Source organism: Rhizobium sp. SRDI969, assembly GCF_025152725.1.
GTDB classification, from domain to species: Bacteria; Pseudomonadota; Alphaproteobacteria; order Rhizobiales; family Rhizobiaceae; genus Rhizobium; species Rhizobium leguminosarum_I.
This window is the reverse complement of record NZ_CP104038.1, coordinates 113,585-139,073: the sequence shown is the minus strand read 5'-3', so window position 1 is coordinate 139,073 and position 25,489 is coordinate 113,585. Positions and strand designations below refer to the sequence as shown.

At 61.8% G+C, this 25,489-nt stretch carries 23 protein-coding genes; 10 read left to right on the top strand and 13 right to left on the bottom strand.

The window, feature by feature from the left end; all coding sequences use genetic code 11:
* Positions 1 to 33 precede the first annotated feature (33 nt).
* Positions 34 to 1,554: a mechanosensitive ion channel family protein gene (locus N2A41_RS30325; RefSeq protein WP_017968284.1), complete on the top strand. Its 1,521-nt coding sequence runs from the start codon at positions 34 to 36 to the stop codon at positions 1,552 to 1,554.
* 26 nt (positions 1,555 to 1,580) lie between these two features.
* Here N2A41_RS30325 and N2A41_RS30320 read toward each other — a convergent pair whose 3' ends face one another.
* From N2A41_RS30320 to N2A41_RS30295, 6 genes are all read right to left on the bottom strand, one after another.
* The gene (locus tag N2A41_RS30320) at positions 1,581 to 1,805 is read right to left on the bottom strand and encodes a hypothetical protein (protein ID WP_017968283.1); all 225 of its coding nucleotides are present in this window, start codon (positions 1,803 to 1,805) and stop codon (positions 1,581 to 1,583) included.
* The gene (locus N2A41_RS30315) at positions 1,802 to 2,554 is read right to left on the bottom strand and encodes a COG4280 domain-containing protein (RefSeq protein ID WP_162115241.1); all 753 of its coding nucleotides are present in this window, start codon (positions 2,552 to 2,554) and stop codon (positions 1,802 to 1,804) included. The genes N2A41_RS30320 and N2A41_RS30315 overlap by 4 nt, the downstream gene beginning before the upstream one ends.
* A 47-nt stretch (positions 2,555 to 2,601) precedes the next feature.
* On the bottom strand, positions 2,602 to 3,330 hold the full coding sequence (locus N2A41_RS30310; protein WP_260111961.1) for a phosphatase PAP2 family protein: 729 nt from the start codon (positions 3,328 to 3,330) through the stop codon (positions 2,602 to 2,604).
* 256 nt (positions 3,331 to 3,586) lie between these two features.
* Positions 3,587 to 3,958: a response regulator transcription factor gene (locus tag N2A41_RS30305; protein WP_017968280.1), complete on the bottom strand. Its 372-nt coding sequence runs from the start codon at positions 3,956 to 3,958 to the stop codon at positions 3,587 to 3,589.
* Between the two features lie 100 nt (positions 3,959 to 4,058).
* Positions 4,059 to 4,691 (bottom strand): response regulator transcription factor, encoded by a 633-nt coding sequence (locus N2A41_RS30300; RefSeq protein ID WP_170256506.1) that lies wholly within the window; start codon positions 4,689 to 4,691, stop codon positions 4,059 to 4,061.
* Positions 4,688 to 6,580, bottom strand: coding sequence for a sensor histidine kinase (locus N2A41_RS30295; protein ID WP_260111960.1), 1,893 nt, complete (start codon positions 6,578 to 6,580; stop codon positions 4,688 to 4,690). Before N2A41_RS30295 ends, N2A41_RS30300 begins: the two co-directional genes overlap by 4 nt.
* Before the next feature lie 301 nt (positions 6,581 to 6,881).
* On the opposite strand from N2A41_RS30295, the gene N2A41_RS30290 reads away from it, so the two are divergent.
* The 6 genes from N2A41_RS30290 to N2A41_RS30265 all read left to right on the top strand — a co-directional run bounded on the left by N2A41_RS30290 (position 6,882) and on the right by N2A41_RS30265 (position 14,538).
* Positions 6,882 to 8,552 (top strand): arylsulfatase, encoded by a 1,671-nt coding sequence (locus N2A41_RS30290; RefSeq protein WP_170260532.1) that lies wholly within the window; start codon positions 6,882 to 6,884, stop codon positions 8,550 to 8,552.
* 115 nt (positions 8,553 to 8,667) lie between these two features.
* The gene (locus N2A41_RS30285; protein WP_260112006.1) at positions 8,668 to 9,639 is read left to right on the top strand and encodes an HAD family hydrolase; all 972 of its coding nucleotides are present in this window, start codon (positions 8,668 to 8,670) and stop codon (positions 9,637 to 9,639) included.
* Between the two features lie 72 nt (positions 9,640 to 9,711).
* The gene (locus N2A41_RS30280) at positions 9,712 to 11,985 is read left to right on the top strand and encodes a multiheme c-type cytochrome (RefSeq protein WP_260111959.1); all 2,274 of its coding nucleotides are present in this window, start codon (positions 9,712 to 9,714) and stop codon (positions 11,983 to 11,985) included.
* Between the two features lie 88 nt (positions 11,986 to 12,073).
* The gene (locus N2A41_RS30275) at positions 12,074 to 12,862 is read left to right on the top strand and encodes a hypothetical protein (RefSeq protein ID WP_222386896.1); all 789 of its coding nucleotides are present in this window, start codon (positions 12,074 to 12,076) and stop codon (positions 12,860 to 12,862) included.
* Positions 12,863 to 13,080: 218 nt separating this feature from the next.
* A complete protein-coding gene (locus tag N2A41_RS30270) occupies positions 13,081 to 13,896 on the top strand; it encodes a hypothetical protein (RefSeq protein ID WP_017968274.1) in 816 nt (271 codons plus the stop codon).
* A gap of 96 nt (positions 13,897 to 13,992) precedes the next feature.
* Entirely contained in the window at positions 13,993 to 14,538 is a 546-nt protein-coding gene (locus N2A41_RS30265) for a hypothetical protein (RefSeq protein ID WP_260111958.1), read from the top strand.
* Between the two features lie 14 nt (positions 14,539 to 14,552).
* On the opposite strand, the gene N2A41_RS30260 is transcribed toward N2A41_RS30265, so the two are convergent.
* The 5 genes from N2A41_RS30260 to N2A41_RS30240 all read right to left on the bottom strand — a co-directional run bounded on the left by N2A41_RS30260 (position 14,553) and on the right by N2A41_RS30240 (position 19,342).
* On the bottom strand, positions 14,553 to 16,046 hold the full coding sequence (locus N2A41_RS30260) for an HAL/PAL/TAL family ammonia-lyase (protein ID WP_260111957.1): 1,494 nt from the start codon (positions 16,044 to 16,046) through the stop codon (positions 14,553 to 14,555).
* Positions 16,043 to 16,819 (bottom strand): ABC transporter ATP-binding protein, encoded by a 777-nt coding sequence (locus tag N2A41_RS30255; protein ID WP_017968271.1) that lies wholly within the window; start codon positions 16,817 to 16,819, stop codon positions 16,043 to 16,045. The genes N2A41_RS30260 and N2A41_RS30255 overlap by 4 nt, the downstream gene beginning before the upstream one ends.
* A gap of 26 nt (positions 16,820 to 16,845) precedes the next feature.
* Positions 16,846 to 17,550, bottom strand: a complete 705-nt coding sequence (locus N2A41_RS30250; RefSeq protein ID WP_222386893.1) for an ABC transporter permease — start codon at positions 17,548 to 17,550, stop codon at positions 16,846 to 16,848.
* A 10-nt stretch (positions 17,551 to 17,560) separates the two neighbouring features.
* On the bottom strand, positions 17,561 to 18,286 hold the full coding sequence (locus N2A41_RS30245; RefSeq protein WP_017968269.1) for an ABC transporter permease: 726 nt from the start codon (positions 18,284 to 18,286) through the stop codon (positions 17,561 to 17,563).
* Positions 18,287 to 18,502: 216 nt separating this feature from the next.
* Positions 18,503 to 19,342 (bottom strand): transporter substrate-binding domain-containing protein, encoded by an 840-nt coding sequence (locus tag N2A41_RS30240; RefSeq protein ID WP_017968268.1) that lies wholly within the window; start codon positions 19,340 to 19,342, stop codon positions 18,503 to 18,505.
* Between the two features lie 196 nt (positions 19,343 to 19,538).
* Here N2A41_RS30240 and hutC (N2A41_RS30235) point away from each other — a divergent pair, with 196 nt between their 5' ends.
* Positions 19,539 to 20,294: a histidine utilization repressor gene (hutC, locus tag N2A41_RS30235; protein WP_162115230.1), complete on the top strand. Its 756-nt coding sequence runs from the start codon at positions 19,539 to 19,541 to the stop codon at positions 20,292 to 20,294.
* Between the two features lie 35 nt (positions 20,295 to 20,329).
* Here hutC (N2A41_RS30235) and hutC (N2A41_RS30230) read toward each other — a convergent pair whose 3' ends face one another.
* Together hutC (N2A41_RS30230) and N2A41_RS30225 are read right to left on the bottom strand one after the other, a co-directional pair.
* Complete coding sequence (gene hutC / locus N2A41_RS30230; RefSeq protein ID WP_162115229.1) at positions 20,330 to 21,052, bottom strand: histidine utilization repressor; 723 nt, start codon at positions 21,050 to 21,052, stop codon at positions 20,330 to 20,332.
* Positions 21,053 to 21,173: 121 nt separating this feature from the next.
* Positions 21,174 to 22,520 (bottom strand): formimidoylglutamate deiminase, encoded by a 1,347-nt coding sequence (locus N2A41_RS30225; RefSeq protein ID WP_260111956.1) that lies wholly within the window; start codon positions 22,518 to 22,520, stop codon positions 21,174 to 21,176.
* Positions 22,521 to 22,643: 123 nt separating this feature from the next.
* Here N2A41_RS30225 and hutI point away from each other — a divergent pair, with 123 nt between their 5' ends.
* Together hutI and hutH are read left to right on the top strand one after the other, a co-directional pair.
* A complete protein-coding gene (hutI, locus tag N2A41_RS30220) occupies positions 22,644 to 23,906 on the top strand; it encodes an imidazolonepropionase (RefSeq protein ID WP_260111955.1) in 1,263 nt (420 codons plus the stop codon).
* Positions 23,903 to 25,438, top strand: a complete 1,536-nt coding sequence (gene hutH, locus N2A41_RS30215) for a histidine ammonia-lyase (RefSeq protein WP_260111954.1) — start codon at positions 23,903 to 23,905, stop codon at positions 25,436 to 25,438. The genes hutI and hutH overlap by 4 nt, the downstream gene beginning before the upstream one ends.
* Positions 25,439 to 25,489 lie beyond the last annotated feature (51 nt).

The window sequence follows — 25,489 nt, the reverse complement described above, 5'->3', positions numbered from 1 at the left end:
GCGCGGCGCTGTAAGCGCTCAAGTGGGTAGACGATGCTCGATAATCTCACATGGTCCGGAGTGCTTGCCGATCCTGTCGTCCAGGCCGGGACGCTGGCCGTGGTCGGCGCGGTGATCACCCGAATAGCCCTTCGGCCCTTCCCAAGCTGGAAGCTCGCCGGCCAGGTGTTCTTCTTCGCGGCGCTGACCGTCCTGCTGCTCTATCACGACATCGTACCCTACGAAGTCGGGCCGGCGCCGGCTTCGACCTTCGAACGCGTCTTCATCGCCCTTGCCAAGGTGGTCTGGTGGATCAATGCCGCCTGGGCGTTGATCGCCTTCGTCCGCGTCTTCCTGATCTTCGAGCGTCAACCACGCGAAGGACGCCTCGTTCAGGATCTGGTCATCGGCCTGATCTACCTCGGCGCGATTCTCTCGGTGGTCGCCTATGTCTTCAGCTTTCCCGTCGGCACGCTGATCGCCACATCAGGCGTCCTTGCCGTCATCCTCGGCCTGGCGATGCAAAGCACCCTGAGCGACGTCTTTTCCGGCATCGCGCTCAATCTCGGCCGGCCCTATACGATCGGCGACTGGATCGTCCTGAATGACGGCATTGAAGGCCGTGTCGTCGAAACCAACTGGCGCTCCACCCATCTGCTGAACGGCTCCAACGACCTCGTCATCTTGCCCAACAGTTTTCTGGCCAAGGTCGGGCTGACCAATCTCAGCAGTCCCGACCGAAGTCACGGCGCGACGCTGACGGTCCGCGTCGTGCCGACGATCGGGCCGTCGGCGATCATCGACGTCATGCGCGCCGTGCTATTGAGCAGCGACTCGATCCTGGCCGAGCCGAAACCCGGCGTTCAGATAAAATCGCTGACATCGGATGCAGTGGAGCTGGAACTCTCCTTCCGCGTCAGGGATATCGGCCAGACGGGACCGGCAAAGAACGAGATATTCGATCTCATTTACCGCCATATCAAGGCCGCCGGCCTCATCTTGGCACGACCGCTCGACGCCGCAGGCCCTCCGCCCGACCAGTTGCAGTCGGAAGAGGTGATGAGGCCGCACCGGCCGACGCCGCTCAAGCTTCTCGACGCCATCCCGTTGTTTTCCTCACTGACCGAGGACGAGAAGGAAACGCTCGCGGCCTCGATGACGCGGCGGACCTTCAAGAAGGATGCCATCCTCATCGAACAGGGCGATACGGTTGCATCGCTGATGATCGTGCGCAGCGGTGCGCTCATCGCGACACGGCAGGAAGGCCACAAGGAAATCGAACTCGGCCGGCTGGCGCCGGGCGATTATTTCGGCGAAAGCGGACTGCTGATTGGCGTCGGCGAGGCCGCCAGCCTGCGGGCGCTGACCTTCGTCGTTGTCTACGAGATTGCCCAGGCAAGCCTGACGCCGCTGCTGCACGACCGACCCGCCATCGCGGAAGAGCTTGCCGCCACCCTCGCACACCGGATCGAGACCGGTCAGCATTCCTTCGCGGCCGAGGGCGCGACGTTGCATGGCCGCTCGGTGAGTTCGCTGGTGACGCGTATCCGCCACCTGTTCAAAGTGCCGCAATAGCTGTCCCAGACGCGCGGCGCTGTAGACTATTTCCGCTGAAACTTCTTCCGTGCCGCGCGCGCCAGGCTCTCGGCAAGGATCAGCAGGCAGGCGAGCAGAAAAAGAACGGCAACAAGCAGCGCATCGACGTGGACGAATTTCACCAGAACGGCGACGGCGGCGATTAGCAGCAGCGCCAACAGCGCCAGGGCGCCGTCGTCGATGAACATGCCGAAGAGTTCCTTGAGCGCGATGGTAAGAATATTCATCACGCGGTGACCTCGGCGCGGGTATTGAAATACTGGCGCAGCATCCGGACGGCAGCGAAGGAAAAGACGGCGAGCACGGCAAGGATCGCCAGAAGCGAAAGGTCGGCGCCCGGCCAGTCGGCGCCCACCCCCTCGCCGACCCAGAATATGCCGAAGGCGCTGAGCAACAGGCCGACGACGAATTTCAGGCTGTTTTCCGGAACCGCAGAGAGCGGTTTGTGCACGAAGATGCCGATGACGAGTACCAGCAGGCAGGCTGCGGCCGCACCGAGGCTGGCATAGCCGATCATGCCGTGCCCGGCGCCGGTGGCGATGACGATGAACACCACTTCGATCCCCTCCAGCAGCACGGCCTTGAAAGCCGCGGTCCCCGCCAGGAAATTGGCACGGCGCTCGGCGGATTGGCGCCGCAGGCTATCGGTCTCGGCCGCGAACGCCCTCTCCTCGTCGTGCAGCGCGATGAAGCCCGAAGCCCGCAGGATCGCCTTGCGCAACCAGCGCAGGCCGAAAAGAACGAGCAGCGTCCCGATCACGAACTGCATCAGCTCGATCGGAATAAGGCCGAGCAGCGGACCGAGCGCCAGCACGAGAAGGGCGAGAAGGGCAAGCGCAAGACCGGTGCCGATGAAGGCCGGACGCCAGCTCTGCGTGACGCCGACGGCGAGGATGATGGTGAAGGCTTCAACGACCTCGACGAAGGAGCCGAGAAACGCGGCCGTGACCGTCGAGGTGATCGTTGTCAAAGTCGTCATGGTGCTTGTCCGCTATGCCGGGGAATCACGTACCGGCGTTACTTTTCTTACTGTTTTCCCGCTTCCGCAACATCATCTGGCACGCGGCTCGGAACGAACCGCTTCGAAATCAGCCAGCAGCCGAGCGCCCAGAGCGCGCCGGCGCACCATCCTGCCAAGACGTCAGTGGGGTAATGGACACCGAGATAGATCCGACTCAAACCGATGATGACGGCGAGAAAGACGCCGGTGCCCATAACGAAAATTCGTGTCGACTGGTAACGCTGCGTTCGCGCCAGCAGCGCGCCCAGCGTCAGATAGGTCACTGCCGAGACCATCGCATGTCCGGAGGGAAAACTGAGATCGCTCACCTCGACCAGGTGCGGCACGATATCGGGGCGCTGCCGAGCGACGAGGATCTTCAGGAGCGTGCTCGCGAGCCAGCCGGTCAGCACGGAGGAAAAGACAAAGATCGCGATCGGCCAGCGCCGGTCGAGCAGAAGATAGACGGTAACGAGAACGGTCATTAGCGAGAGAACGGTGATGCCGCCGAGGCTGGTGATATCGTCGACGGCATGCGTCAGCCAGCCAGGCCCAATCGGCACGGCAAGTTCGCCCGGCCGTCGCAAAGCCAACAGGATCGCCTTGTCGAAGCGGAATGTCTCACCCTCCAGGACTTCGCTCGTCAGCCGCTGGAGCACGAACAGTCCACCGGCGATCGATGCCACCATGATCAGTGTCAGCGGCTCATATGCATTGAGCCTCGCCAAGAATCCCCGTCGTTGAACCTCACTCATGCCTGCCGTAGAACCTCCCTTATAATAATGTCGGTCCTCGCCAGATTGGCAATGCAGAACGAGGATTCAAGGCCTTACTGCCATCAAGGCGCTCCCGAGAGGAGTTTTTCGGTTGGCGAGGCCAGCGATTATGCTTCATCAACGCCATTGGCGAGATGGTGATCGCCCTGAATCGGTCGCGGTCCGGCAAAGGACTGCTGCCGATGCAACGCCGACCGTCGTTCTTCGAGCGCGCATGGTCTTCGGCCCTATCAGGTCACAATCCCAACGCCTTGTTGATGGCCGCAATCAGCGCGGCTCCGGAAAACTGCTTCTGCAGATAAGCAACGCATCCCACCTTTTCCGCCTCTGCCTTCACGGAGGCGGTTTCCAGTGCCGTGATGAAAATCACCGGAAGGGTTGTCCCCTCGGCCTTCAGCCTGCGTTGCAGATCGATACCGGACATGCCACCGAGGTCGATATCAAGGACAAGGCAGTCTATCGCCGTTTTGGGATCGCGAGCGAGAAAGGCCTCGGCGGATGCAAACTCCATGGCCAGAAAACCGTAGGCGTTGAGCAGCCGCCCCAGGCTGCGCCGCAGGCTTGCGTCATCGTCGACGACAGCGACCGTGCGGCGAAGGTTCTCCACCTCATGCCCCCTCTTTCGAAGATATGAGAGACTAACGGTTGCCGGTCAAATTAGGCCGCTTGGAAGCCGATTGATATTGTCCTAAGGGGAAGGAGCCCGATCACCCCACCGGCGATGCCGTATCCTGGTCGATGAGACCGATATTAGCGGCGATCGACACCGCCTCGGCCAGCGAGCGTACGCCGAGCTTTTCCATGACCTGATGGCGATGCACCTTCACCGTCCGCTCCGAGATGCCGAGTGCATAAGCGATCTGCTTGTTGAGACGGCCGCGAATGACGAGTTGGAACACTTCGGCTTCGCGCGGGCTGAGGCCCGCCACCAGGGCCTGCTGAGCTTGAAGACGGTCGTGACCGACCCGCTGCCTTTCGTATTGGACAAGCGCCCGATCGATCGCCTCCATCAATGTCGCCGCGGTCGATCCCTTCTCCAGAAAATCCTTGGCACCCGTCTTCATCGCCTCGACGCTTGCCTTTATGTCTCCTTCCCCTGTGAGGAACACGACCGGCAAGTGCGGTGCCAGCTCGCACAGGCGGCGTTGTATGTGCAGGCCGGACTGGCCGGGCATCTGCAGGTCGAGGAGAACGCAGCCCGGCTCGCAAGCCGAAAGGCCGGCGAGAAACTGATCTCCGGATTCATAGACTTCGACCCTCAGACCATGTGCGGAAAGCAGCCTTGCGGTCGCCGTCCGGTAGGATTTATCGTCATCGACGATATGGATAACCGGTTTCATCTCGATCGCTCCTGTCGGCGGGCAAGCGGCAGGGCCACACGAAAGACCGCGCCGCCTTCCGGGCGGTTGTCGGCACGGATGGTGCCGCCATAGGTCTCGACAATGGCGCGGGCTATGGAGAGCCCGAGGCCCGTGCCTGCTTTCTTGGTGGTGTAGAATGGCTCGAAGATGTTATTCAGTCTCTCTCTGGGAATACCGTCGCCGGTATCGGAGACCCGCAGTTCCGCCTTCTCGTTCGCCAGTTCCGTTGCAAAGGTGAGCGTTCTCCCGGCCGGGACGGCGTCCAGCATGGAATCCATCGCGTTGATCGCCAGGTTGAGGATGACCTGCTGCACATGAACTTTGTCGGCACGCACCGGCAGCCCGCCGGGCAGTTGGTTCGATGTCAGCTTGATTCCGCGTCGTTCCGCCTCGCCGTGAATGATGTGGATCGCGCTCGACGTGACATCGTTCAGGTCAAACTCCTGCCAATCGATCTCGTCTCTCTTCTTGAGCAATCCTCTCATCCGGCTGATAATGTCGCCTGCGCGCTGATCGTCCTCCTGGATGTCGAGAAGAATCTGCTGGATCAGTTCGTGATCCGGGTTCTCGCTTCGAAGCAGCACCGACGCTGCCTCGGCATTGTTGCGAATGGCCGAGAGGGGCTGGTTCAGTTCGTGAGCGATCGACGAGGACAATGCGCCGGCTGTCGCGGACTGGTTGAGATGAACGGCTTCGAGTAAATGCAGACGCGAGCTGCGCTCGGCGTCGCGGCGGCGCCTCCGCTCGAGCAGAAGCACCGAGATGATGCTGGCCTGCGCCAGCACGAGGCCACCCCCCGCTACCAACACGACCGAATGTTCCGCCCAGAGGCTCCTCTCCTTGTGCATCTGGATCGTGCCCGGTGGCAGATCCTTTTCGGCAAGCCCCCAGCGCTGGAGTTGCCGGGCATCGGCAATGTAGGTCTGCGGCGCTTCGAGATCCGACACCGGCTTGCCGGCAATCGCATCGATGACGAGGTCGCCGACGGTCCGGCCCAGCGCTTCGAATGTGACGGTGTTGCCCCCGACGACGCCATGATCGATGTAAGTCTCGTAGGGGCCGTAGACAGGCGCGCTGGCGGTCGCAGCGATCTGACCGATCGCGTCGCGCGGAACGAAATTGCGCCCTGCCCGATCCTTAAACACCGTCAATGCCAGGATGATGCTGTCGGGCGGCACTCGGGATGCCCGCTCGGCGAATTCGTCGATCGTCAAATCTTCCAGATAGGTCGTCTCGTAGGATTTCGAGAACTGCTCGAGAGCCGCGCGGGCCGTCGTCAGCCAGCCGCGGTCGAAGTCGGACGAACCGCCGACAATGTAGAGGTGGCGCGCATTGGGCTGCAGGCTGCGGGCCATCTCGGCGGTCTTCAGAATGTCGAATGTCGTGAAGGCTCCGATCACGTCATCCGGCAAGCTGATCTTCTCGGCGGTGGCTGTGCCGAAACCGGCAGCGACGATCTTTGCGCCAGGCGCTATCGTGCCGCGGTTCGCGGTTACGAAGCTCGCCGATTCCTTGCCGAGGGCCACAACCACGTCCGGACGGCGCGACGCGTATTTCTCGCCGAGATACCGTGCCATGCGCGCGACATGGTCGCCTTCCGGAAACCGCGAAAGATCCAGGAACTCTGAAAACAAGTCGATCTTGCCGTTTGTCGCCTCCAGCAAACGGCTCCGCAGCGCCTCTCCGGCAGCGGTCGTCGCCGCGATCCTCTCATCATAGGGATAGAGGACGAGCACGCGGGGAACCCGGTCGACGATGGCAATCGAGGTGTCGGAGGCTGCGACATGGCGACTGGGCACACTCAGGGCGACCACCGCCAACAAAAAGGCAGTGCAGCACAATCGACCTGACCATTCGCCCAAGCCCATCCGCTTTCCCCCCAAAGCCGTGCGACAATAACAGCTTCTCGCTGCGCCGTCATCTGCGCATCACTACTTTCGATTGCTTACTGTGAGAAGGATTCCCCAAAGTACAATATCGGGCGAAGACCGTATTGGCTAAGGTCCAGCACGCCGCGGCAGAGATGCCGTCGGCTTCGCAAACCCCACCGGAGGCAGCTCCGGCAGGATCGTCATTTTCAAAGCAGCCCGTTTGAGCTGACGCAGGCGATCGCAGGCCTTTGCCGCGAGCGACACCGTCATCAACCGGACTCCAATGGAGGGATTTGACATGAACGGCAGAATCCTTGTCCGCTGCATCGGAGCCTTGGCTTCATCCACCATTCTCTGGTGTGCGGCCTCGCCCCTGCAAGCGCAGGACTCCCAACGAAAGCCCAACATCCTGTTCATCGTGTCGGACGATACCGGCTACGGCGATCTCGGCCCCTATGGCGGCGGTGAAGGTCGCGGGATGCCGACCCCAAACATCGACAAGCTCGCCGACGAAGGCATGACCTTCTTTTCCTTTTACGCGCAGCCAAGCTGCACACCTGGGCGTGCGGCCATGCAGACCGGGCGCATTCCGAACCGCAGCGGCATGACCACGGTGGCGTTTCAGGGTCAGGGCGGCGGCCTTCCGGCGGCCGAATGGACATTGGGATCAGTGCTGAAGCGCGGCGGATATCACACCTACTTCACGGGCAAGTGGCATCTTGGCGAGGCGGACTACGCGCTGCCGACCGCACAGGGCTACGACGAGATGAAATATGCCGGTCTCTACCATCTCAACGCCTACACCTACGCTGATCCGACCTGGTTTCCGGATATGGATCCGAAGCTGCGGGAGATGTTCCAAAGGGTGACGAAGGGCGCGCTTTCCGGCAAGGCCGGGGGACCTGTCACTGAAGATTTCAAGGTCAACGGTCAATATGTCGACACCCCGATTATCGACGGCAAGGAAGGCGTCGTCGGCATCCCCTACTTCGACAGCTATGTCGAAAAGGCAGCCGTCGAATTTCTCGACGAAGCCGCAAAGAAGCCGGATGAGCCCTTCTATATCAACGTGAACTTCATGAAGGTGCACCAGCCAAATATGCCGGCGCCGGAATTCGAGCACAAGTCACTGTCGAAGAGCAAGTATGCCGACTCGATCGTGGAACTGGACACCCGTATCGGCCGGATCATGGACAAATTGCGGGAAACCGGAATGGACCGGAACACACTGGTCTTCTACACCACGGACAATGGCGCCTGGCAGGACGTCTATCCGGACGCTGGGTACACGCCGTTTCGTGGCACGAAGGGTACGTTGCGCGAGGGCGGCAATCGCGTCCCTGCGATCGCCGTCTGGCCGGGTAAGATCAAACCCCGCACCAAGAACCACGACATCGTCGGCGGTCTCGATCTGATGGCAACATTCGCTGCCGTCGGCGCGGTCCCCCTTCCGACCGAGGACCGCGAAAACAAGCCGATCATTTTCGACAGCTACGACATGTCGCCGATCCTCCTCGGCACGGGGAAATCGGAACGGAAATCCTGGTTCTATTTCACCGAAAATGAGCTGTCGCCAGGTGCCATCAGGGTCAATAACTACAAGTTTGCGTTCAATCTTCGCGGCGACGACGGAGCGCAGACCGGCGGACTGGCAGTCGATTCCAATCTCGGCTGGAAAGGCCCGGACAAATACGTGGCAACGGTTCCCCAGGTGTTCGACCTCTGGCAGGATCCGCAGGAACGCTACGACATTTTCATGAACAACTTCACCGAACGTACATGGATGGGCGTTGTCATGGGCGAAGAACTCCAGAAAATCATGGCGACCTACGTCAAGTATCCTCCGAGAAAGATGCAAAGCGTCGGCTACACGGGTCCGATCACGCTCTCGAACTACGAGCGCTTTCAGTGGGTGCGTGATCAGCTCGCCAAGGAAGGTGTGACGCTCACCCTCCCGACCGGGAACTGACCGAAGAGCGGCGGCTCTGCGAGGGGCCGCCGCCCGTATTCTTTTTCTCCCTGTTGCCAACCCCGGAGGATGACCGATGTCTTTTGTCCGCTCGGCGCCGCGATTGATCTGCCTGATGATCATTGCGCTCGGTGTCGCACTGGTTCATGCCACTTCTGCATTCTCTCAAAGCGATCCTTTGCCCTCCTGGAACGATACAGCTTCGAAGGTTGCCATCGTCTCTTTCGTCGAAAAGGTCACTGGCCAGGGATCGCCCGACTTCGTCCCGGAAACCGAACGGATTGCCGTATTCGACAATGACGGTACCCTGTGGGTGGAGCATCCCATGTACGTCCAATTGGCCTTCGCTTTGGACCGCGTGAAGACGCTTGCTCCGCAGCATCCGGAATGGAAGGAGACGCAGCCATTCAAGGCTGTGCTTGACGGCGACATGAAGACGCTTGCGGCGTCGGGCGAAAAGGGCCTCGTCGAGCTCATCATGACCACGCATGCCGGAATGACCAGCAGCGATTTCCAGAAGATCGTCACCGATTGGCTGGCGGCGGCCCGTGACCCAAAATTCAAGCGGCCTTACACAGAACTCGTCTATCAGCCGATGGTCGAGCTTCTCGCCTATCTCCGCGCCAACGGTTTCAAGACCTTCATCGTTTCAGGCGGAGGCATAGAGTTCATGCGGCCATGGGCGGAAAAAGTCTACGGCGTCCCGCCCGAGCAGGTAATCGGCTCGTCGATCAAGACCGAGTTCAGGATGCAGGACGACATGCCAACCCTCTACCGCCTCCCCGAAGTCAACTTCATCGACGACAAGGCCGGCAAACCCGTCGGGATCAACCAGCAGATCGGCCGGCGGCCGATTGCCGCCTTCGGCAATTCCGACGGAGATTTCCAAATGCTGCAATGGACGACCATGGCAGGCGCCCCGGCCAGACTCGGCGTGCTGATTCATCACACCGATGCGGAGCGTGAATATGCCTACGACCGCGATACCGAATTCGGCCGCCTCGACAAGGCGCTCGATGCGGCCGCAATCACCGGCTGGACCGTCGTCGATATGAAGGCTGACTGGAAACAAGTTTTCAAGGATTAGGAATGCGCCTCACGCCAGAAGTTTGAACAATGGCGACCCCGACCTTCTAAAACGTCAACAGGGAGCGATTGAGTGGCAGCATCTGTTCGGCCAGCAGCAGTGGGACGAATAGCTGTCCTGCTTTTCCTGTTGCTCGCGCCTGCCGGGCGCAGCCTTGCGACTGACGACATCTCGACATCCAGGGCCGACCCGCAGATATCGATCCATGAGGGCTTCGTGGATGAAAGGACGTGCACATCCTGCCACGCCGATCAGGCCGCGGCCTTTTCGAAGTCCCACCATGCAAAGGCCATGGCATTGGCCGACGACGAAACGGTGCGCGGCAAATTCGACAATACCAGGTTCGATCATGACGGCGTCGTCACGACCCTCACCCGCCGCGATGGCCACTTCTTCGTCAACACCGAAGGAGCGGACGGCGGCCAGGCCGAGTTCAAAGTCAAATATACCTTTGCCTACGAGCCCCTGCAGCAATACCTCGTCGACATCGGAGGCGGACGGCTGCAGGCGCTCGATATTGCCTGGGATACGGCCAAAGGGCAGTGGTTCTGGCTCGGCGACGGCACCCCGACCAAGCCCGGATCGACCTATCATTGGACAGGTCCTTTCTATCGCTGGAACCGCACCTGCATCGATTGTCATTCGACCGATCCCCAGGCGAAGTTTCAACCGCAGACGAACGAATACAAGTCGAGCTACGTCGCCACCAGCATCGGCTGTCAGTCCTGTCACGGCCCCGGAGCCAAGCACGTCGCTTCGGCGCAATCGGGCAATCTCTCATCCTCGATACCGGATATCGGTCTGCCGAAAGTCGATGCGGGCATCTGCTTTGCCTGCCATGCCAGGCGCACCAAGCTGCTGAACGGCTACCAGCCGGGAAAGCCCTTTCTCGACTATTTCTCCCCTGCCCTGCTCCGGCAGGATCTCTATTTCCCCGACGGGCAGATCCTTGACGAGGTCTTCGAGTATGGCTCGTTTCAGCAAAGCAAGATGGCAAGGGCGGGCGTGACCTGTCTCGACTGTCATCGGCCGCACGAGGCCGGGCTTAAGGCCGAGGGCAATGCGCTGTGCACGCAATGCCACACCGAAAGGAAGCCGGAGCGCTTCGTCCGGCAGGATCCAAGTGGGCTGTTCGACACTCCCGCCCATACCCGCCATCAGGCCGGTTCGACCGGAGCGCAATGCGCCAACTGCCATATGCCGGAACGCACCTACATGAAGGTCGACCCGCGCCGCGACCACTCCTTCGTCATCCCCCGGCCGGACCTGTCGGCAACGCTTGGAACGCCGAATGCGTGCACGACCTGCCATGTCGGCAGAACGAATGATTGGGCAGCCGAGACAATGGACAAATGGTACGGGACGCAGTGGCGCAAACGCCCGTCGATCGCCCATGCCTTCGCCGGAGCTGCGAACGGCGATGAGGCCGCGATAGAGGCTTTGCGCACGCTTGTCAGCGATCAGGACCAGGCGGGAATTGTCAGGGGCAGCGCCATCGCCGCAATGAGTGGCATCGACGGCATGGATATCACCACCGACATCCGCACTGCCGCAGTCGATGCAGATCCGCTCGTCAGGCTCGGCGCTGCGGAAGCGGCGGGCAACATACCGCCTGAACGCAGGCTGGAGGCGGTCGGCAATCTGCTCGGCGATCAAACGCGCGCGGTCCGCGTTGCTGCCGCCAACGCACTCGCCGGCACTCCTCCCCACCTCTTTGGCGATCAGCAAGGCAATTTCGAAGCCGCTGTCGCGGACCTGCGCGCCTACGTCGAGGCGAACGCCGACGTCGCGGAAACACAAAGCAATTACGGCTTCTTCCTGTTCGCCCGGCAGCGTACGGCCGAGGCCGAAGCCGCGTTCCGGCGGGCGATTTCGCTCGATCCGACACTGGAGGGAATGCGCGTTAATCTCGCCGAGTTCTACCGCGCTTCCGGCCAGAAGGATAGGTCGGAGCAGACTTATGCCGAAGCGATCGCCATGGCGCCCGAACGCGCGGATCTGCGCTACGGCCATGCGTTGTCTCTGGTGCGGAAACAGGCATTGACCGATGCTATTACGGAACTCGAAGAGGCCGTGCGGCTCGATCCGCAGAACTCCCAGTACAAAACGACCTTTGCCGTCGCTCTCGATTCGGCTGGCCGGACGGGGGAGGCATTGGACAGGCTCGATGGTTGGGCAGCGGGTAAAGACGCCGACATCATAGGCCTGGCATTGCAATACAGTCTCAAGCTTCGACGCTTGCCCGAGGCGCTGAAACACGCGGAGGTCCTAGCGCGACTGAGACCTGAGGACCAGCAGATTTCAGGCCTCATCGGGCAGTTGACGCAGGCGATCAACGAAAAATAGGTATTTTAGCTTGTCGAAATCTACTTCTCGCTGCACAGTGCCGACTCGGGACAGCAGTGCCGAGGCGAAACGAGATCGGGGGATTCTCATGAAGGCCATATACTTGCGTGCCATTCTATTGGTGACGGGCATTTGCGCGGCGTCGGCCGGCAACGCCGCCGATATTACGCCGCTCACGCCGGAAGCAAAAACAATCGAGAGCCAGAGCGGCTGGGAATTCACCTTCGCGCCATATTTCTGGGCTGCCGGCATATCCGGCGATATTGGGCAATTTGGGCTGCCGGAAGTTCATGTCGACGCGGATTTCGGCGATATCCTCAATAACCTCGACTTCGCTTTCATGGCGGCAGGTGAAGCAAGATACGACCGTTTCAGCATCGTTGGTGACGTGATCTACACCAAGCTCGGTGCCGACGCCGACACACCTGCCGGCGTCCTTGCCGATAGCGTCGATGTGACATCGAAGACCTTCGCGGGATTACTTGGCGTCGGTTACGCCGTGCTCGAAGATCAAAATGGCCACCTCGACGTGGTCGGTGGCATGAGGGTCTGGTCGGCCAAGACCGAGATCTCCTTCAATGGCGGCATTCTGGACGGAGTGGATGTCGAAGACAGCGCCACATGGGTCGATGCCGTCGCTGGCGTCCGAGGAAACTACTTCTTCACGCCGGAAATCTATGTCACCGGGTGGGGCCTGCTGGGCGCCGGCGGCGCCGATATCGACTGGGATGTGGCGTTGGGCCTCGGCTACAAGTTCAACGACACCATCTCAGCGGTCGCCGGATATCGTGCACTCGGCGTCAATTACGATAATGACGGGTTCGTCTTCGACGTCGTCCAGCAGGGGCCGATTATCGGAGTCGCCATCCGGTTCTAACGGGCGGACTGGCGAACTTCGTACTGTTGGCGATTATCCTTCCAGTATGCTCGCCTTTTGAAGACCTGGTGTCCATCGAGGAGCCGGAAAACGACCTCCCCAGGAAGCAGAGAGCCGCCGTGACAGCGGCTCACAGTTCGGTATCCAACAGGATCGACCGGGGGGATATCGTTTCGTTTCGGAGGAAGCCTGCCTTGCGGGCTGGATTCAATCGGATCATGGAGGCATTGGTGAAGAAAGTCGCTTCTTGGGTAGTACTGGTTGTCGCGCCGCTCGGTGTCTGGACAGGGACGGCAGCCGCCCAGTCGAGTGAAGACCTGGCGAAGAAGCTGTCGAACCCGATCGCCTCGCTGATCAGCGTGCCGTTCCAGTTCAACTACGATCACGGCTATGGTCCAGACGACGGCGACAAGGCGACGCTGAACATTCAGCCGGTCATTCCCTTCAAGATAAACGAGGACTGGAACGTCATCTCGCGCACCATCCTGCCAGTGACATGGCAGAACGACATTGCCGGACCGTCGGGAACGCAGTTCGGTCTGGGCGACACCACGCAAAGCTTCTTCTTCTCGCCGTCCAAGCCGACCGAGAGCGGCATCGTCTGGGGCGTCGGCCCGGTGTTCCTGCTGCCAACGGCGACGGACGAGCTCCTCGGAAGCGGCAAGTGGGGCGCGGGTCCGACAGCGGTCGTCCTCAAGCAACAAGGCCCGTGGACTTACGGCTTTCTCGGGAACCACATCTGGTCCTTCGCTGGTCAAAGCGACCGGGAGGATGTGAGTTCGACGTTCCTCCAGCCGTTCCTCTCCTACACGACCAAGGACGCCTGGACGTTCTCGCTGAATACGGAATCCACCTATAACTGGGAAACGAACGACTGGTCGGTGCCGATCAACTTCGCCGTCGCCAAGCTGATCACCATCGACAAGCAGCCAATCAGCCTGACGGCGGGCATACGATATTGGGCGGCGGCTCCAGACAATGGGCCGGAAGGACTGGGCTTTCGCGTCGCGGTCACGTTCCTCTTCCCGAAGTGAATCCGCAGTCGACGACGCGCGCGGCGGCTGTAGTAGCAAAAGCTCAACCTTCTTTTGCTATCGCTAGAGCCGATTGTGTTGGAGATGATGTTGGCGATGAAAATTCTCGCGGCTATGGTTTTGATGGCGGCCATCGTGCAGCCGGTCTGCGCCTTCGGCGAGACCGAATGGATGGGCGGGGCGAGACAATGGTCGGTCGGCTTTGCGAATGAGGGCCCACATCCCTATTGCCGCCTGCTGTGGGACAGCGAGATCGGCAAGACCATGGAATTCCGCCAGAACGCGACCGAGACGTTCTGGCTGGTTTCAAAGAACACGTGGGACATTCTGGCCAATACCAAGACCGAGGTGACGCTGACCAACCGGACAGTGACGAAAGTGGTCGCCGCCGAATACTTCGACAAGTACACGCTTCGCCTCTGGGGTCCGGCCAGCAAGGGGAGCGGCGGACTGAAGAAGATCATCAAGAATTCCTTTGCCGGAACACCTGACGTGCAGCTTACCTTTGCCGGCGACGAAGGCGACTGGACGCTTCCGCTCTCGCGGGTCGATCAACTCTACCCGACTTATCTCCAGTGCCTCAAACGTCTCGAGGCCGGCGAAAGGCCCAAGCGGAATTCCGAAACCAGCAAGCCGTTCTGACAGCGGTCTTCGGTTCAACCAATCGGCGGCGGCGCGGTATCACGGATCAGGCTGCGCACGGCTTCGATATCGCTGTTGAGCGGGCGCTCGTCGCCATAATGGGAAACATGTTCCCGCACTGCCTTATAGACCAGGTCCGTGCCTGCCGCCCGCGGCGCCGTCGCTGCCAGGAAATCATGCGCCTGGGCAGCAGCCATCAGCTCGATCGCCAGGATATATTCGGCGTTGTCAATGACGGCGAGCAGCTTGCCGGCGGCAGCCGTCGGATGCGCGAGGAAATCCTCCTGCAGGCCGGAGGTCAGCCCGCCGTCCATGGCCGCGGGTGCGGCAAGGCGGCGGTTCTCGTTGCTCAGTGCGGTTGCGGTATATTGGGCAATCATGAAGCCGGAATGGCTGCCGGCATCGCTCGCCAAAAAGGGCGGCAGACCGCTCACCAGCGGATTAACGAGCCGGTCCATGCGCCGTTCGCTGATCGCGCCGATCTGTGCCAGCGCAATCGCCAGGCTATCGGCCGCCTGCCCGAGTGCCGGGGCAACGGCATGGGCCTCGGAGGAGACGATCGGATGTTCCGGCGTGCCTGAGACCGCCGGATTGTCCGTCACCGAAGCAAGTTCCTGATTGACGACGCGGGCGGAATTGTCGAAGACGTCGCGGGCGGCCCCATGCGCATGCGGCACCGCACGAAGGCTGAGCGCATCCTGCGTGCGCCGGCCGAAGGCGGCGGCGACAAGACCGCTGCCTTGAAGCCGCGCGCGCAGGCTCGCTCCGACTTTCTCGATTCCCGCCGATGGGCGCAGCGCCAGCACCGCCGCGTCGAAGGCGGCAATCTGGCAGCCAGCCGCTTCCAGCGTCAGTGCTGAGATCGCATCGGCCCAGTCGAGCAGCCGTTCGGCGCGGGAAAGCGCCACAGCGGTCAGGCCGGTGGCGCAGGCCGTTCCGTTGACAAGGCTCAAGCCTTCCTTGGCGCCAAGCACCAGTGGTTCGAGGCCGATCGCGGCGAGCGCCTCGCGACCGCTCATGCGCCGGCCGTCCAGGTGAGCGCTGCCTTCGCCGATCAAAACAAGGGCGATATGGGCATTGTGGACGAGGTAACCGGCAGAGCCCTTGGAGGGCACGTCGGGAATACAATCATGTTCCAGCATGGCCGCAAGATGCTGGACGATCTCGTCCCGCACGCCGGAATGACCATGGGCGAAATTGGCAATCTGTGTGGCGATGATGGCGCGCACCTCGCGGGCGGCCAGCGATGGCCCGACGCCGCAGGCATGGCTGAGCACGATGCTGCGCGACAACAGGCTCTGCGAGGCACGATCGACCACCGTATCCGCCAGTGCCCCGACGCCGGTGTTGACGCCGTAGGCGCGCACGCCTGTCTCGACGATGCGCGCAACGATGCGGCTTGCCTGCTCGACGCGGGCCGAGGCGGCCGGCGACAGCGCCAGCGCTTCCCCTGCCCCGACGCGGGCGACATCGCGCCAGGTCAACACGGACTCGATGGCGATTGTCATTGACCGCTTCCGAAATGGCCGATGAATTGGCGAAAGGCGGGTGTGGCGCCGCCGGTGAACATTTCGTCGGGCTTGCCGCTGCTTTCGATCAGCCCTTCGCGCATGAAGACGACGCGGTTCGAGACGTTGCGGGCAAAGCTCATCTCATGGGTGACGACGAGCATGGTCATCCCCTCCTCGGCCAGCGCACGCATGACGCGCAGCACTTCGCCGACAAGCTCCGGATCGAGCGCCGAGGTCGGTTCGTCGAAGAGCATCACCTTCGGCTTCATCGCCAGCGCACGGGCGATTGCGGCACGCTGCTGCTGGCCGCCGGAGAGATGGGCCGGATAGGCATGGCGCTTATCTGATATGCCGACCTTTTCGAGCAGGGCTTCGGCCTCGGCGATGCAGTCGGCGCGCGGGCGCTTCAGCACATGGATCGGCCCTTCGATGACGTTCTGCAGGATCGTCATGTGGGACCAGAGATTGAAGGACTGGAACACCATGCCGAGTTCAGAGCGGATATGGTCCACCTGCTTCTGGCTGGCCGGCTTGCTTCGCCCGCCCTTGTGCACCATGCGGACCTCCTCGCCGTCGACCCAGATCTCGCCGTCGCTGGCGGTTTCGAGCATGTTGATACAGCGCAGAAACGTCGACTTGCCGGAGCCGGAGGCCCCCAGCAGCGAGATCACATCGCCGTCTTCCGCATCGAGGGAAATGCCGCGCAAGACCTCGTGCGTACCGAAGCTCTTGCGGATATTGCGGACCGATAGTCGGGTTACGCCTGGCATGGGTGCTCCAATCGGGTCAAAAGCTACTACGCTTTCAGCGGCTGCGGGGCCGCGCGGCGGTGTCGGGAGAGCGAATATTCGAGCAAGGCCATGCCCTGCAGGATGATGAAGTTGAGGACGAGATAGATGATCGCCGCACAGAGAAAGACTTCCATTGTGCGGTAGGTCTGCGAGATCAGCCGCTGCGCCACGCCGGTGACCTCCCAGACGGTGACGAGGCTTGCGAGCGCCGTCGACTTCATCATCAGCACGATCTCGGTGGAATAGGCCGGCAGCGCGTGGCGGAAGGCGATCGGCGCCAGGATACGGCGCACCAGCAGGAAGCCGGACATGCCGATCGAGCGCGCCGCTTCGATCTCCTTCGGCGAGACGGCACGAATGCCGCCACGGAAGATCTCCGCCGAGTAGCCGGCGGTGCAGAGCGCCAGCGACAGTACGGCGCAGACCATCGGCTCACGCAGGAACGGCCACAGGAAGGAATAGCGGATGAAGCCGAACTGGCCGAGGCCGTAGAATACCAGGAACATCTGGATCAAAAGCGGCGAGCCGCGGAAGACGAAGATATAGCCTTTGGCAAAGCCCGAAAGCACTTTGTTGCCACTGGTCCGCATCCAGACGATGACAAGCGCCAGCAGGCCGCCGGAGACGATCGACAGGGAAAACAGGATGAGCGTCGTCGGCACGGCCTTGAGCAGAGTGACCATGGTCGAGGCGATGAAGGTGAAATCCATTGTCGCCTCCTTACGCCTGGCCCATGGCGGATGCCGGCATGCTGCGATTGGCGCGGCGCTCCGCCCCGTTGAAGATGCGGTCCGAAAGGCTGGTCAGGATGAGATAGAGGCAGCCGCCGGCGATGAAGAACAGGAAATATTGCCGGGTCGAGCCCGCCGCCACCTGGCTGGTGCGCATCAGCTCGGCAAGACCGGTGACGGAGATCAGCGCCGAATCCTTGAGACTGAGCTGCCAGACGTTACCGAGGCCGGGGATGGCGAGGCGAAACACCTGCGGCATGATGATGCGGCGAAGGCGCATGCCGCGATGCATGCCGATCGCCGAGGCGGCCTCAAGCTCGCCCTTGGAGATGGCAAGAAAAGAGCCGCGAAACACCTCCGCCTGGTAGGCGCCGGAGATGATGCCGACGGCTAGCGCGCCGGCGACAAAGGAAGGCAAGCCGAGGAACCCTTCGTAACCCAACGACTGGCCGATCGAGGTGACGGCCGACGAACCGCCGAAATAGATGAGATAGATGATCAGCAGTTCCGGCACGCCGCGAAACACGGTCGTGTAGACATTGCCGAGCGTGACAAGGACAAGATTGCCGGAGAGTTTCGCGGCCGCGACGATCGCGCCCAGCACCGCGCCGATCGCCAGTGCCGTCGCCGTGACAGCCAGCGTCATCAAGGCGGCGGCAACGAGCAGCGCGCCCCATCCGGTCGAGCCGAAGCCGAGAAGTTCCAAGCTTGCCATATCGTCCGTTCCCCGTCCGTGGCAGTGTTTTGCGGATTGAACCAGAGCATGATGCCGAAAAGTACCAGCGGTTTTCGGATGACATCATGCTCTAACTCTTTTATTTAGAACAGGATTCAGTTTTAGGCCGACCGGGCCAAAAATCATCCTGTTCGTGCATGCGGTCTCCGGCGATAAAGCCGGAGACCGGCGTTTGCGGCCGAAAGGCCGAAATGCTTATTGCGGGCTGACGTCGACCTTGAACCACTTCATCGAGAGGTTCTTGACGGTGCCGTCGGCAAGTGCGGACTTGATTGCTTCGCTGAACTTGTCGCGCAGGTCCGTATCCGCCTTGCGGACACCCAGGCCTTCGCCCTCGCCCCAGATCGAACCGGCGATCTCGGGACCGGTGAAGTCGAGTGCGCCGTTGGCGGACGCAAAGGCATTGGCGAAATAGACGGCGTCATCGAAGCCGAGGTCGATGCGGCCGTTCTGTAGGTCGAGGTCGCGGTCGGCACCGGTCTTGTATTCGCGGATCTCGGCAATATCGCCGAAATTGTCATAGACGAACTTGGCGTAAACGGTCGCCGCCTGAATGCCGATCGTCTTTCCCTTGAAGGCCGCCTTCAGCGCGTCGATCTCCTTCACGCCGGTCTGGCCGGGCGTCATCTTGATCGTGGTGCCGGTGCCGGCGGCCTTTGCCAGCGGGCTGTCCTTGGCGGTGGCAAAGGCGGCAGGCGTGGCGGCATAGGGAATGGTGAAGTCGATGACCTGCTTGCGCTCCTCGGTGATCGACAGCGCATCCATGATGACGTCAAACTTGCCGGCGTTGAGCGCCGGGATCATGCCGTCCCAATCGGAGGCGACCAGCGTGCATTCGATCTTGGCGCGTTCGCACAGCACCTTGGCGAGTTCCGGTTCGAAGCCGCCGAGCGTGCCGTCGGCATTGGTGAGGTTCCAGGGCGCATAGGCGCCTTCGAGTGTGATGGTCGCCTTCGTCCAGTCTTTGGAAAAGGCAGGCGCGGCGAAGGCGGAAAAAGCCGCCACGCCACAAAGCAGGATTGCGCTGAATTTCATTTGTGAATTCTCCTCTGGAGTTGAAACAGACCTTGCGGCACCACGGCCGATCTTCGCCGGCTTGCCCTTTCCTGTCCTATTTCTGTTTCAAGGACCGATTGGGAGGTTGTATATGGTAGCATATGAGATATTTTGTGATATGCAAGGGGAAAGTCGAATTATGTGGCGAATTCCATTTGTGCAAAAGGAATAGGCAATGAAGCGTCCCGGCGAGATGAAGCGCGAACTGGCGCAGAATGATAGCACCCCTCTCTATGCCGGCGTCAAGCAGGTGATCCTCGACCGCATCCACAGCGGCGAGTGGCCGCCGAAATATCGCGTGCCCTCGGAAAACGAACTGGTGGTCGAGCTCGGCGTCAGCAAGATGACTGCCAACCGGGCGCTGCGCGAACTTGCCAACGAGGGCGAACTCATCCGCATCCAGGGCGTCGGCTCCTTCGTTGCCGAGCGCAAGGGCTATTCGGCGCTGTTCGAGGTCCGCAACATCGCCGAGGAAATTGCCGAACGCGGTCATACCCATGAGGCCTCCGTCATTGTTCTCGCCCAGGAAACCGCCTCTCCGGAGATTGCCGACGCGCTCGAACTGCCGATCGGTGCTGCGGTTTTCCACTCGCTGATCGTCCACAGCGAAAACGGTGTTCCCGTGCAGATCGAGGACCGTTTCGTCCATCCGGAGGCCGCCCCTGAATATCTCGACCAGGATTTTTCGACGCTGACGCCGAACGCTTATCTGACGGCCGCAGCCCCGCTCAGCGGCTCCGAGCACGTTGTCGAAGCGGCGATGCCACAGGCCTGGGAATGCAAGCTGCTGACCATCATGAAGACCGAACCGTGCCTGACGATCCGCCGGCGTACCTGGTCGGCAAAGCAGGTGGTCTCGACCGCTCGCCTCGTCTATCCTGGCCACCGCTACCGGCTGGAAGCGCGCAGCGGCAAGATGTTCGAGGAATGAAAACACTGCTCACGTTGTATATGGAACATGGGCGCTTATTGTGATGCTGGCGTGAAACGCGCCACCAATGCATGACGATCGCCCGGATAGGTGAAACGCACATGCGTCACCGGGCCGGCGCCGCTCCAGGTGCGGCGTTCGACGACGAGGCAGGCGGTATTGCGCGCTATGTCGAGGACGGCTGCCACTTCTGCATTGGCGGAGACGGCGTGGATCCGGTGTTCGGCCGTGCTCCACGGCACCTGGTTGAGCAACCATGGCCCCGGCGCCATCGTCAGGAAATCGGCATTGGCGGCCTCCGGCACCGTCGCAAGGCTGATCAGCCGCTCCTCCAGGCAAAAGGGCCGCATGCCGGCATTGTGGATGCAGACGACCTCGACGACAGAGGACGCCACCGGCAGTTCCAGCCTTCGGCTGTCTTCCGCCTTGGCCTTACGGCTCGTCTTCTTCGATACCGCATAGGAATAGGGCAGGTTCAGCGACTGCACCTCGGCCTTGATGTCGTGGATTTCGAGAACAGCCGATTGCGCCTTCGGCTGGGTGACGAAGCTGCCGGACTTCTTGCGGCGCTCGATCAGGCCGGCCTTTGCGAGCTGGGTCAGCACCTTGTTCACCGTCATGCGCGAGCAGTCATACTGCATGGCGAGATCGACTTCGAAGGGAATGCGGTACCCCGGCGGCCAATCGCCCGAGACGATACGGCCCTCGATGTCGCTGAGGATGCGCTGATGCAAGGTGGGATCCCTGCTTTGGTTCATCGCCACGTTCCGACTGGTCTCCCGTTATCTCTTTGTTTTTACTAAAATCCAGACGAAAGACCACTACACATTTTTGCTGGAATTGCTCTAATTCGAATGGCCGGACAGGAAAAGCTCTTTCTCAGGCGCTCAGCAATTCGCTCATGACCGCCAGGAAACGCCGGTCGATGGCATCGCGCCTGAGATGGCGTCCACCCTCCACTTGCTTGCGGCCATGCGCCCAGACGCAATCGACGGCGACGCCGCCGGCAAACACCCAATGGTCGAGGATCTGGTCGCCTGCGAGATAAGGAACGGCCGTCGTATCGAGCGAAACGATATCGGCGGAATGGCCCACGGCGAGCCCGGCCGGCGCCTTTAGCGCGGCGCCACCACCGGCCAGTGCATGTGTGAACAGCGAAAGCGCCGTCGAACCACCGGGTGCAGCCACGACGTTGCGAGCGCGAAGCGCCAGGCGCTGCGAATATTCGAGCTGGCGCAGTTCCTCCGGCACGGAGATCAGCACGTTGGAATCCGAGCCGATGCCGTAAAGCCCGCCGTCTTCGAGGAAAAGCGGCGCGGCAAAGGCACCGTCGCCGAGATTGGCTTCGGTGATCGGGCAGAGGCCAGCGATCGCACCGCTTTTCGCCATCCGCCGCGTTTCGTCCTCGGTCATGTGCGTTGCATGGATCAGGCACCAGCGCTCATCCACAGGCGCATGATCGAGCAGCCATTCCACAGGCCGCGCGCCGGACCAGGCGACGCAGTCCTCGACCTCCTTCACCTGCTCGGCGACATGGATATGGATGGGACCGTCGCCGGCCATCGGCACGAGCTTTATAAGCTCGTCCGGTGTCGCCGCGCGCAGGCTGTGCGGCGCCAGCCCGAGCTCGGCGCCGTCGAGCCGGCCAGTGACTGCCCGGCATCCCTCCATCAGCCTTTCGAAGCTTTCGAGCGAATTGATGAAACGCCGCTGACCATCGATGGGGGCAGCTCCGCCGAAGCCGGAATGAGCATAGAAGACCGGCAGCAACGTCAGGCCGATACCGGTCTCTTCGCTTGCCGCGCCGATGCGTTCGGCAAGCTCGGCGATATTGGCGTAAGTGCTGCCGTCCCTGTCATGGTGAAGATAGTGGAACTCGCCGACGCGGGAAAACCCGGCCTCCAGCATTTCCGCATAAAGCTTGGCCGCGACCGCTTCGACATGCTCCGGCGTCATCGCCAGGGCAAACTTGTACATGACCGTGCGCCAGCTCCAGAAGCTGTCATTGGCCGGGCCGCGCACTTCGGCAAGGCCGGCCATCGCCCGCTGGAAGGCATGGCTGTGCAGGTTCGCCATGGCGGGAACGAGGAGAGCGTGGCATTCATCGCTCGGTCCCGGAGAAGTCCCGATTTCGACCCGCGCGATGCGCCCGGCTTCAAGCATCAGCCGCACATCTTTCTGCCAGCCTTGCGGCGTCAGCGCCGTGCCTGCGTGAAGTGTGGTCATGGCCTTCCCTCTCCTTTTGCCGCGTCGCCGATCTTTCTTTTCCAGAAAAGCGCGCAAAATTTCTCTTGTCACCCGCCGATTATGTATATACATGTTATTGGCATAAGGAAAGGCGCAAAGCTGATGCCCGGGAACAATTTTTCAGAGGAAACCTCATCCGCCGACCCCCGTCCGGCGCTTTGGCGCAATGCGCGGCTGGCCACGCTTACGCCTGGTAAAGAAGGACTCGGCATCGTCGAAAAGGGCGCCGTGCTGACCGAAAATGGCCGCATCGCCTTTGCCGGCGCCGAAAGCGACCTGCCGGCATCGGCCATCGAACACTCCGAAATCGTCGATCTCGAAGGCCGCTGGGTGACGCCCGGCCTCGTCGACTGCCACACCCATATCGTCCACGGCGGGAACCGCGCCCGCGAGTTCGAAATGCGCCTTGCAGGCGCCACCTATGAGGAGGTCGCCCGCGCCGGCGGCGGCATCGTCTCCTCGGTGAAGGCGACCAACGCGCTGTCGGTCGAAGAGCTCGTCGCCGAGGCTCTGCCGCGGCTCGATACGCTGCTTGCCGAAGGTGTGACGACGATCGAGGTCAAGTCCGGTTATGGGCTGAACCGAACCGGCGAAGTGAAGATGCTGCAGAGCGCCCGCCTGCTCGGCCATATCAGACCGGTCCGCGTCGCCACCAGCTATCTCGGCGCCCATGCGACGCCGGTGGAATATAAGGGTCGCAACGGTGATTATCTCGATGATGTCGTCCTGCCCGGTCTCGACGACATGCACAATCTCGGTCTTGCCGATGCGGTCGACGGCTTCTGCGAGGGCATCGCCTTTTCCACGGCCGAGATCGCCCGCGTCTTCGACAAGGCGAAGGCGCTCGGCCTACCGGTCAAGCTGCATGCCGAGCAGCTCTCCAATCTTGGCGGCGCCAGGCTCGCCGCGTCATACGGCGCGCTATCGGCCGATCATCTCGAATATCTCGACGAAGATGGCGTTGCGGCGATGGCCGCAGCCGGCACCGTCGCCGTGCTGCTGCCCGGCGCCTTCTACGCTATCCATGAAAAGCAGAAGCCGCCGGTAGAGGCGTTGCGGCGGGCAGGTGTGCCGATTGCGATTGCCACCGATTGCAATCCCGGCACCTCGCCGCTCACCTCGATGCTGCTCACCATGAACATGGCGGCCACGCTTTTCGGCCTCACCGTCGAGGAATGCATCGCCGGCGCCACCCGCGAAGGCGCCCGCGCGCTCGGTCTGCTCGACAAGACGGGAACGCTCGAACCCGGCAAATTCGCCGATCTCGCCATATGGAATATCGAAAGCCTCGCCGAGCTCGTCTACCGCATCGGCTTCAATCCGCTTCACACACGCGTCTTCAAGGGCGAAAGGAACGGTCGATGACCATCACGCTCCACCCGGGCTCCGTCTCGCTCAAAGATTTGGAAACCATCTACTGGACGGGCGCACCGGCAAGGCTCGATCCCGCCTTCGATGCCGGCATCACCAAGGCCGCTGCCCGTATCGCCGAGATCGCCGCCGGCAATGCGCCGGTCTACGGTATCAATACCGGCTTCGGCAAACTCGCCTCGATCAAGATCGACAGCGCCGATGTGACCACCTTGCAGCGCAATCTCATCCTGTCGCATTGCTGCGGCGTCGGCGCGCCACTGCCTAAGAATATCGTGCGGCTGATCATGGCGCTGAAACTGGTCTCGCTCGGGCGCGGCGCCTCCGGCGTGCGGCTGGAGCTGGTGCGGCTGATCGAAGGCATGCTGGATAAGGGCGTCATCCCGCTGATCCCGGAAAAGGGCTCGGTCGGCGCCTCCGGCGATCTTGCGCCCCTTGCCCATATGGCGGCGGTGATGATGGGCGAGGCCGAAGCCTTCTTCGCCGGCGAACGCCTCTCAGGCGCGCAAGCCCTCGAAAGGGCCGGCCTCAGACCGGTCGTGCTCGCCGCCAAGGAGGGCCTGGCGCTGATCAACGGCACCCAGACCTCGACGGCGCTGGCGCTTGCCGGCCTCTTCCGCGCCCATCGTGCGGCACAGGCAGCGCTCATCACCGGCGCGATGTCCACCGATGCCGCCATGGGCTCTTCGGCGCCCTTTCATCCGGATATTCACACATTGCGTGGCCACAAGGGTCAGATCGACACGGCTGCCGCGCTTCGCGCCCTGCTCGAAAACTCCATCATTCGCCAAAGCCACATCGAGGGCGATGAGCGTGTGCAGGATCCCTATTGCATTCGCTGCCAGCCGCAGGTCGACGGCGCCTGCCTCGATCTGCTGCGCTCGGTTGCCCGCACGCTTGAAATCGAGGCTAATGCGGTCACCGACAATCCGCTGGTGCTGTCGGACAATTCCGTCGTCTCCGGCGGCAATTTCCACGCCGAACCCGTGGCCTTCGCCGCCGACCAGATCGCACTTGCCGTCTGCGAGATCGGCGCGATTTCGCAGCGCCGCATCGCGCTGCTGGTCGATCCGACCCTTTCCTACGGCCTGCCGGCCTTCCTCGCCAAGAAGCCGGGCTTGAACTCCGGCCTGATGATCGCCGAGGTGACGTCTGCGGCGCTGATGTCGGAAAACAAGCAGATGTCGCACCCGGCCTCGGTCGATTCGACGCCGACATCGGCCAACCAGGAAGACCATGTCTCCATGGCCTGCCATGGTGCCCGCCGCCTGCTTGGCATGACCGAGAACCTGTTCGGCATCATCGGCATCGAGGCGCTGACCGCCGCCCAAGGCGTCGAACTGCGCGCACCGCTATCGACCAGCCCGGAACTTTCGAAGGCCATCGCCGCAATCCGCAGCAAGGTGCCGAGCCTCGACAGCGACCGCTATATGGCCAATGACCTCGCCGCGGCGGCCGAACTGGTGGCGACGGGCGCGCTGAACGCCGCCGTTTCGGATGGCATTCTGCCGGTTTTGGAAGGTTGAGATGATGATGGAAAAAGTCCCCTCCCCAACCCCTCCCCACAAGGGGGAGGG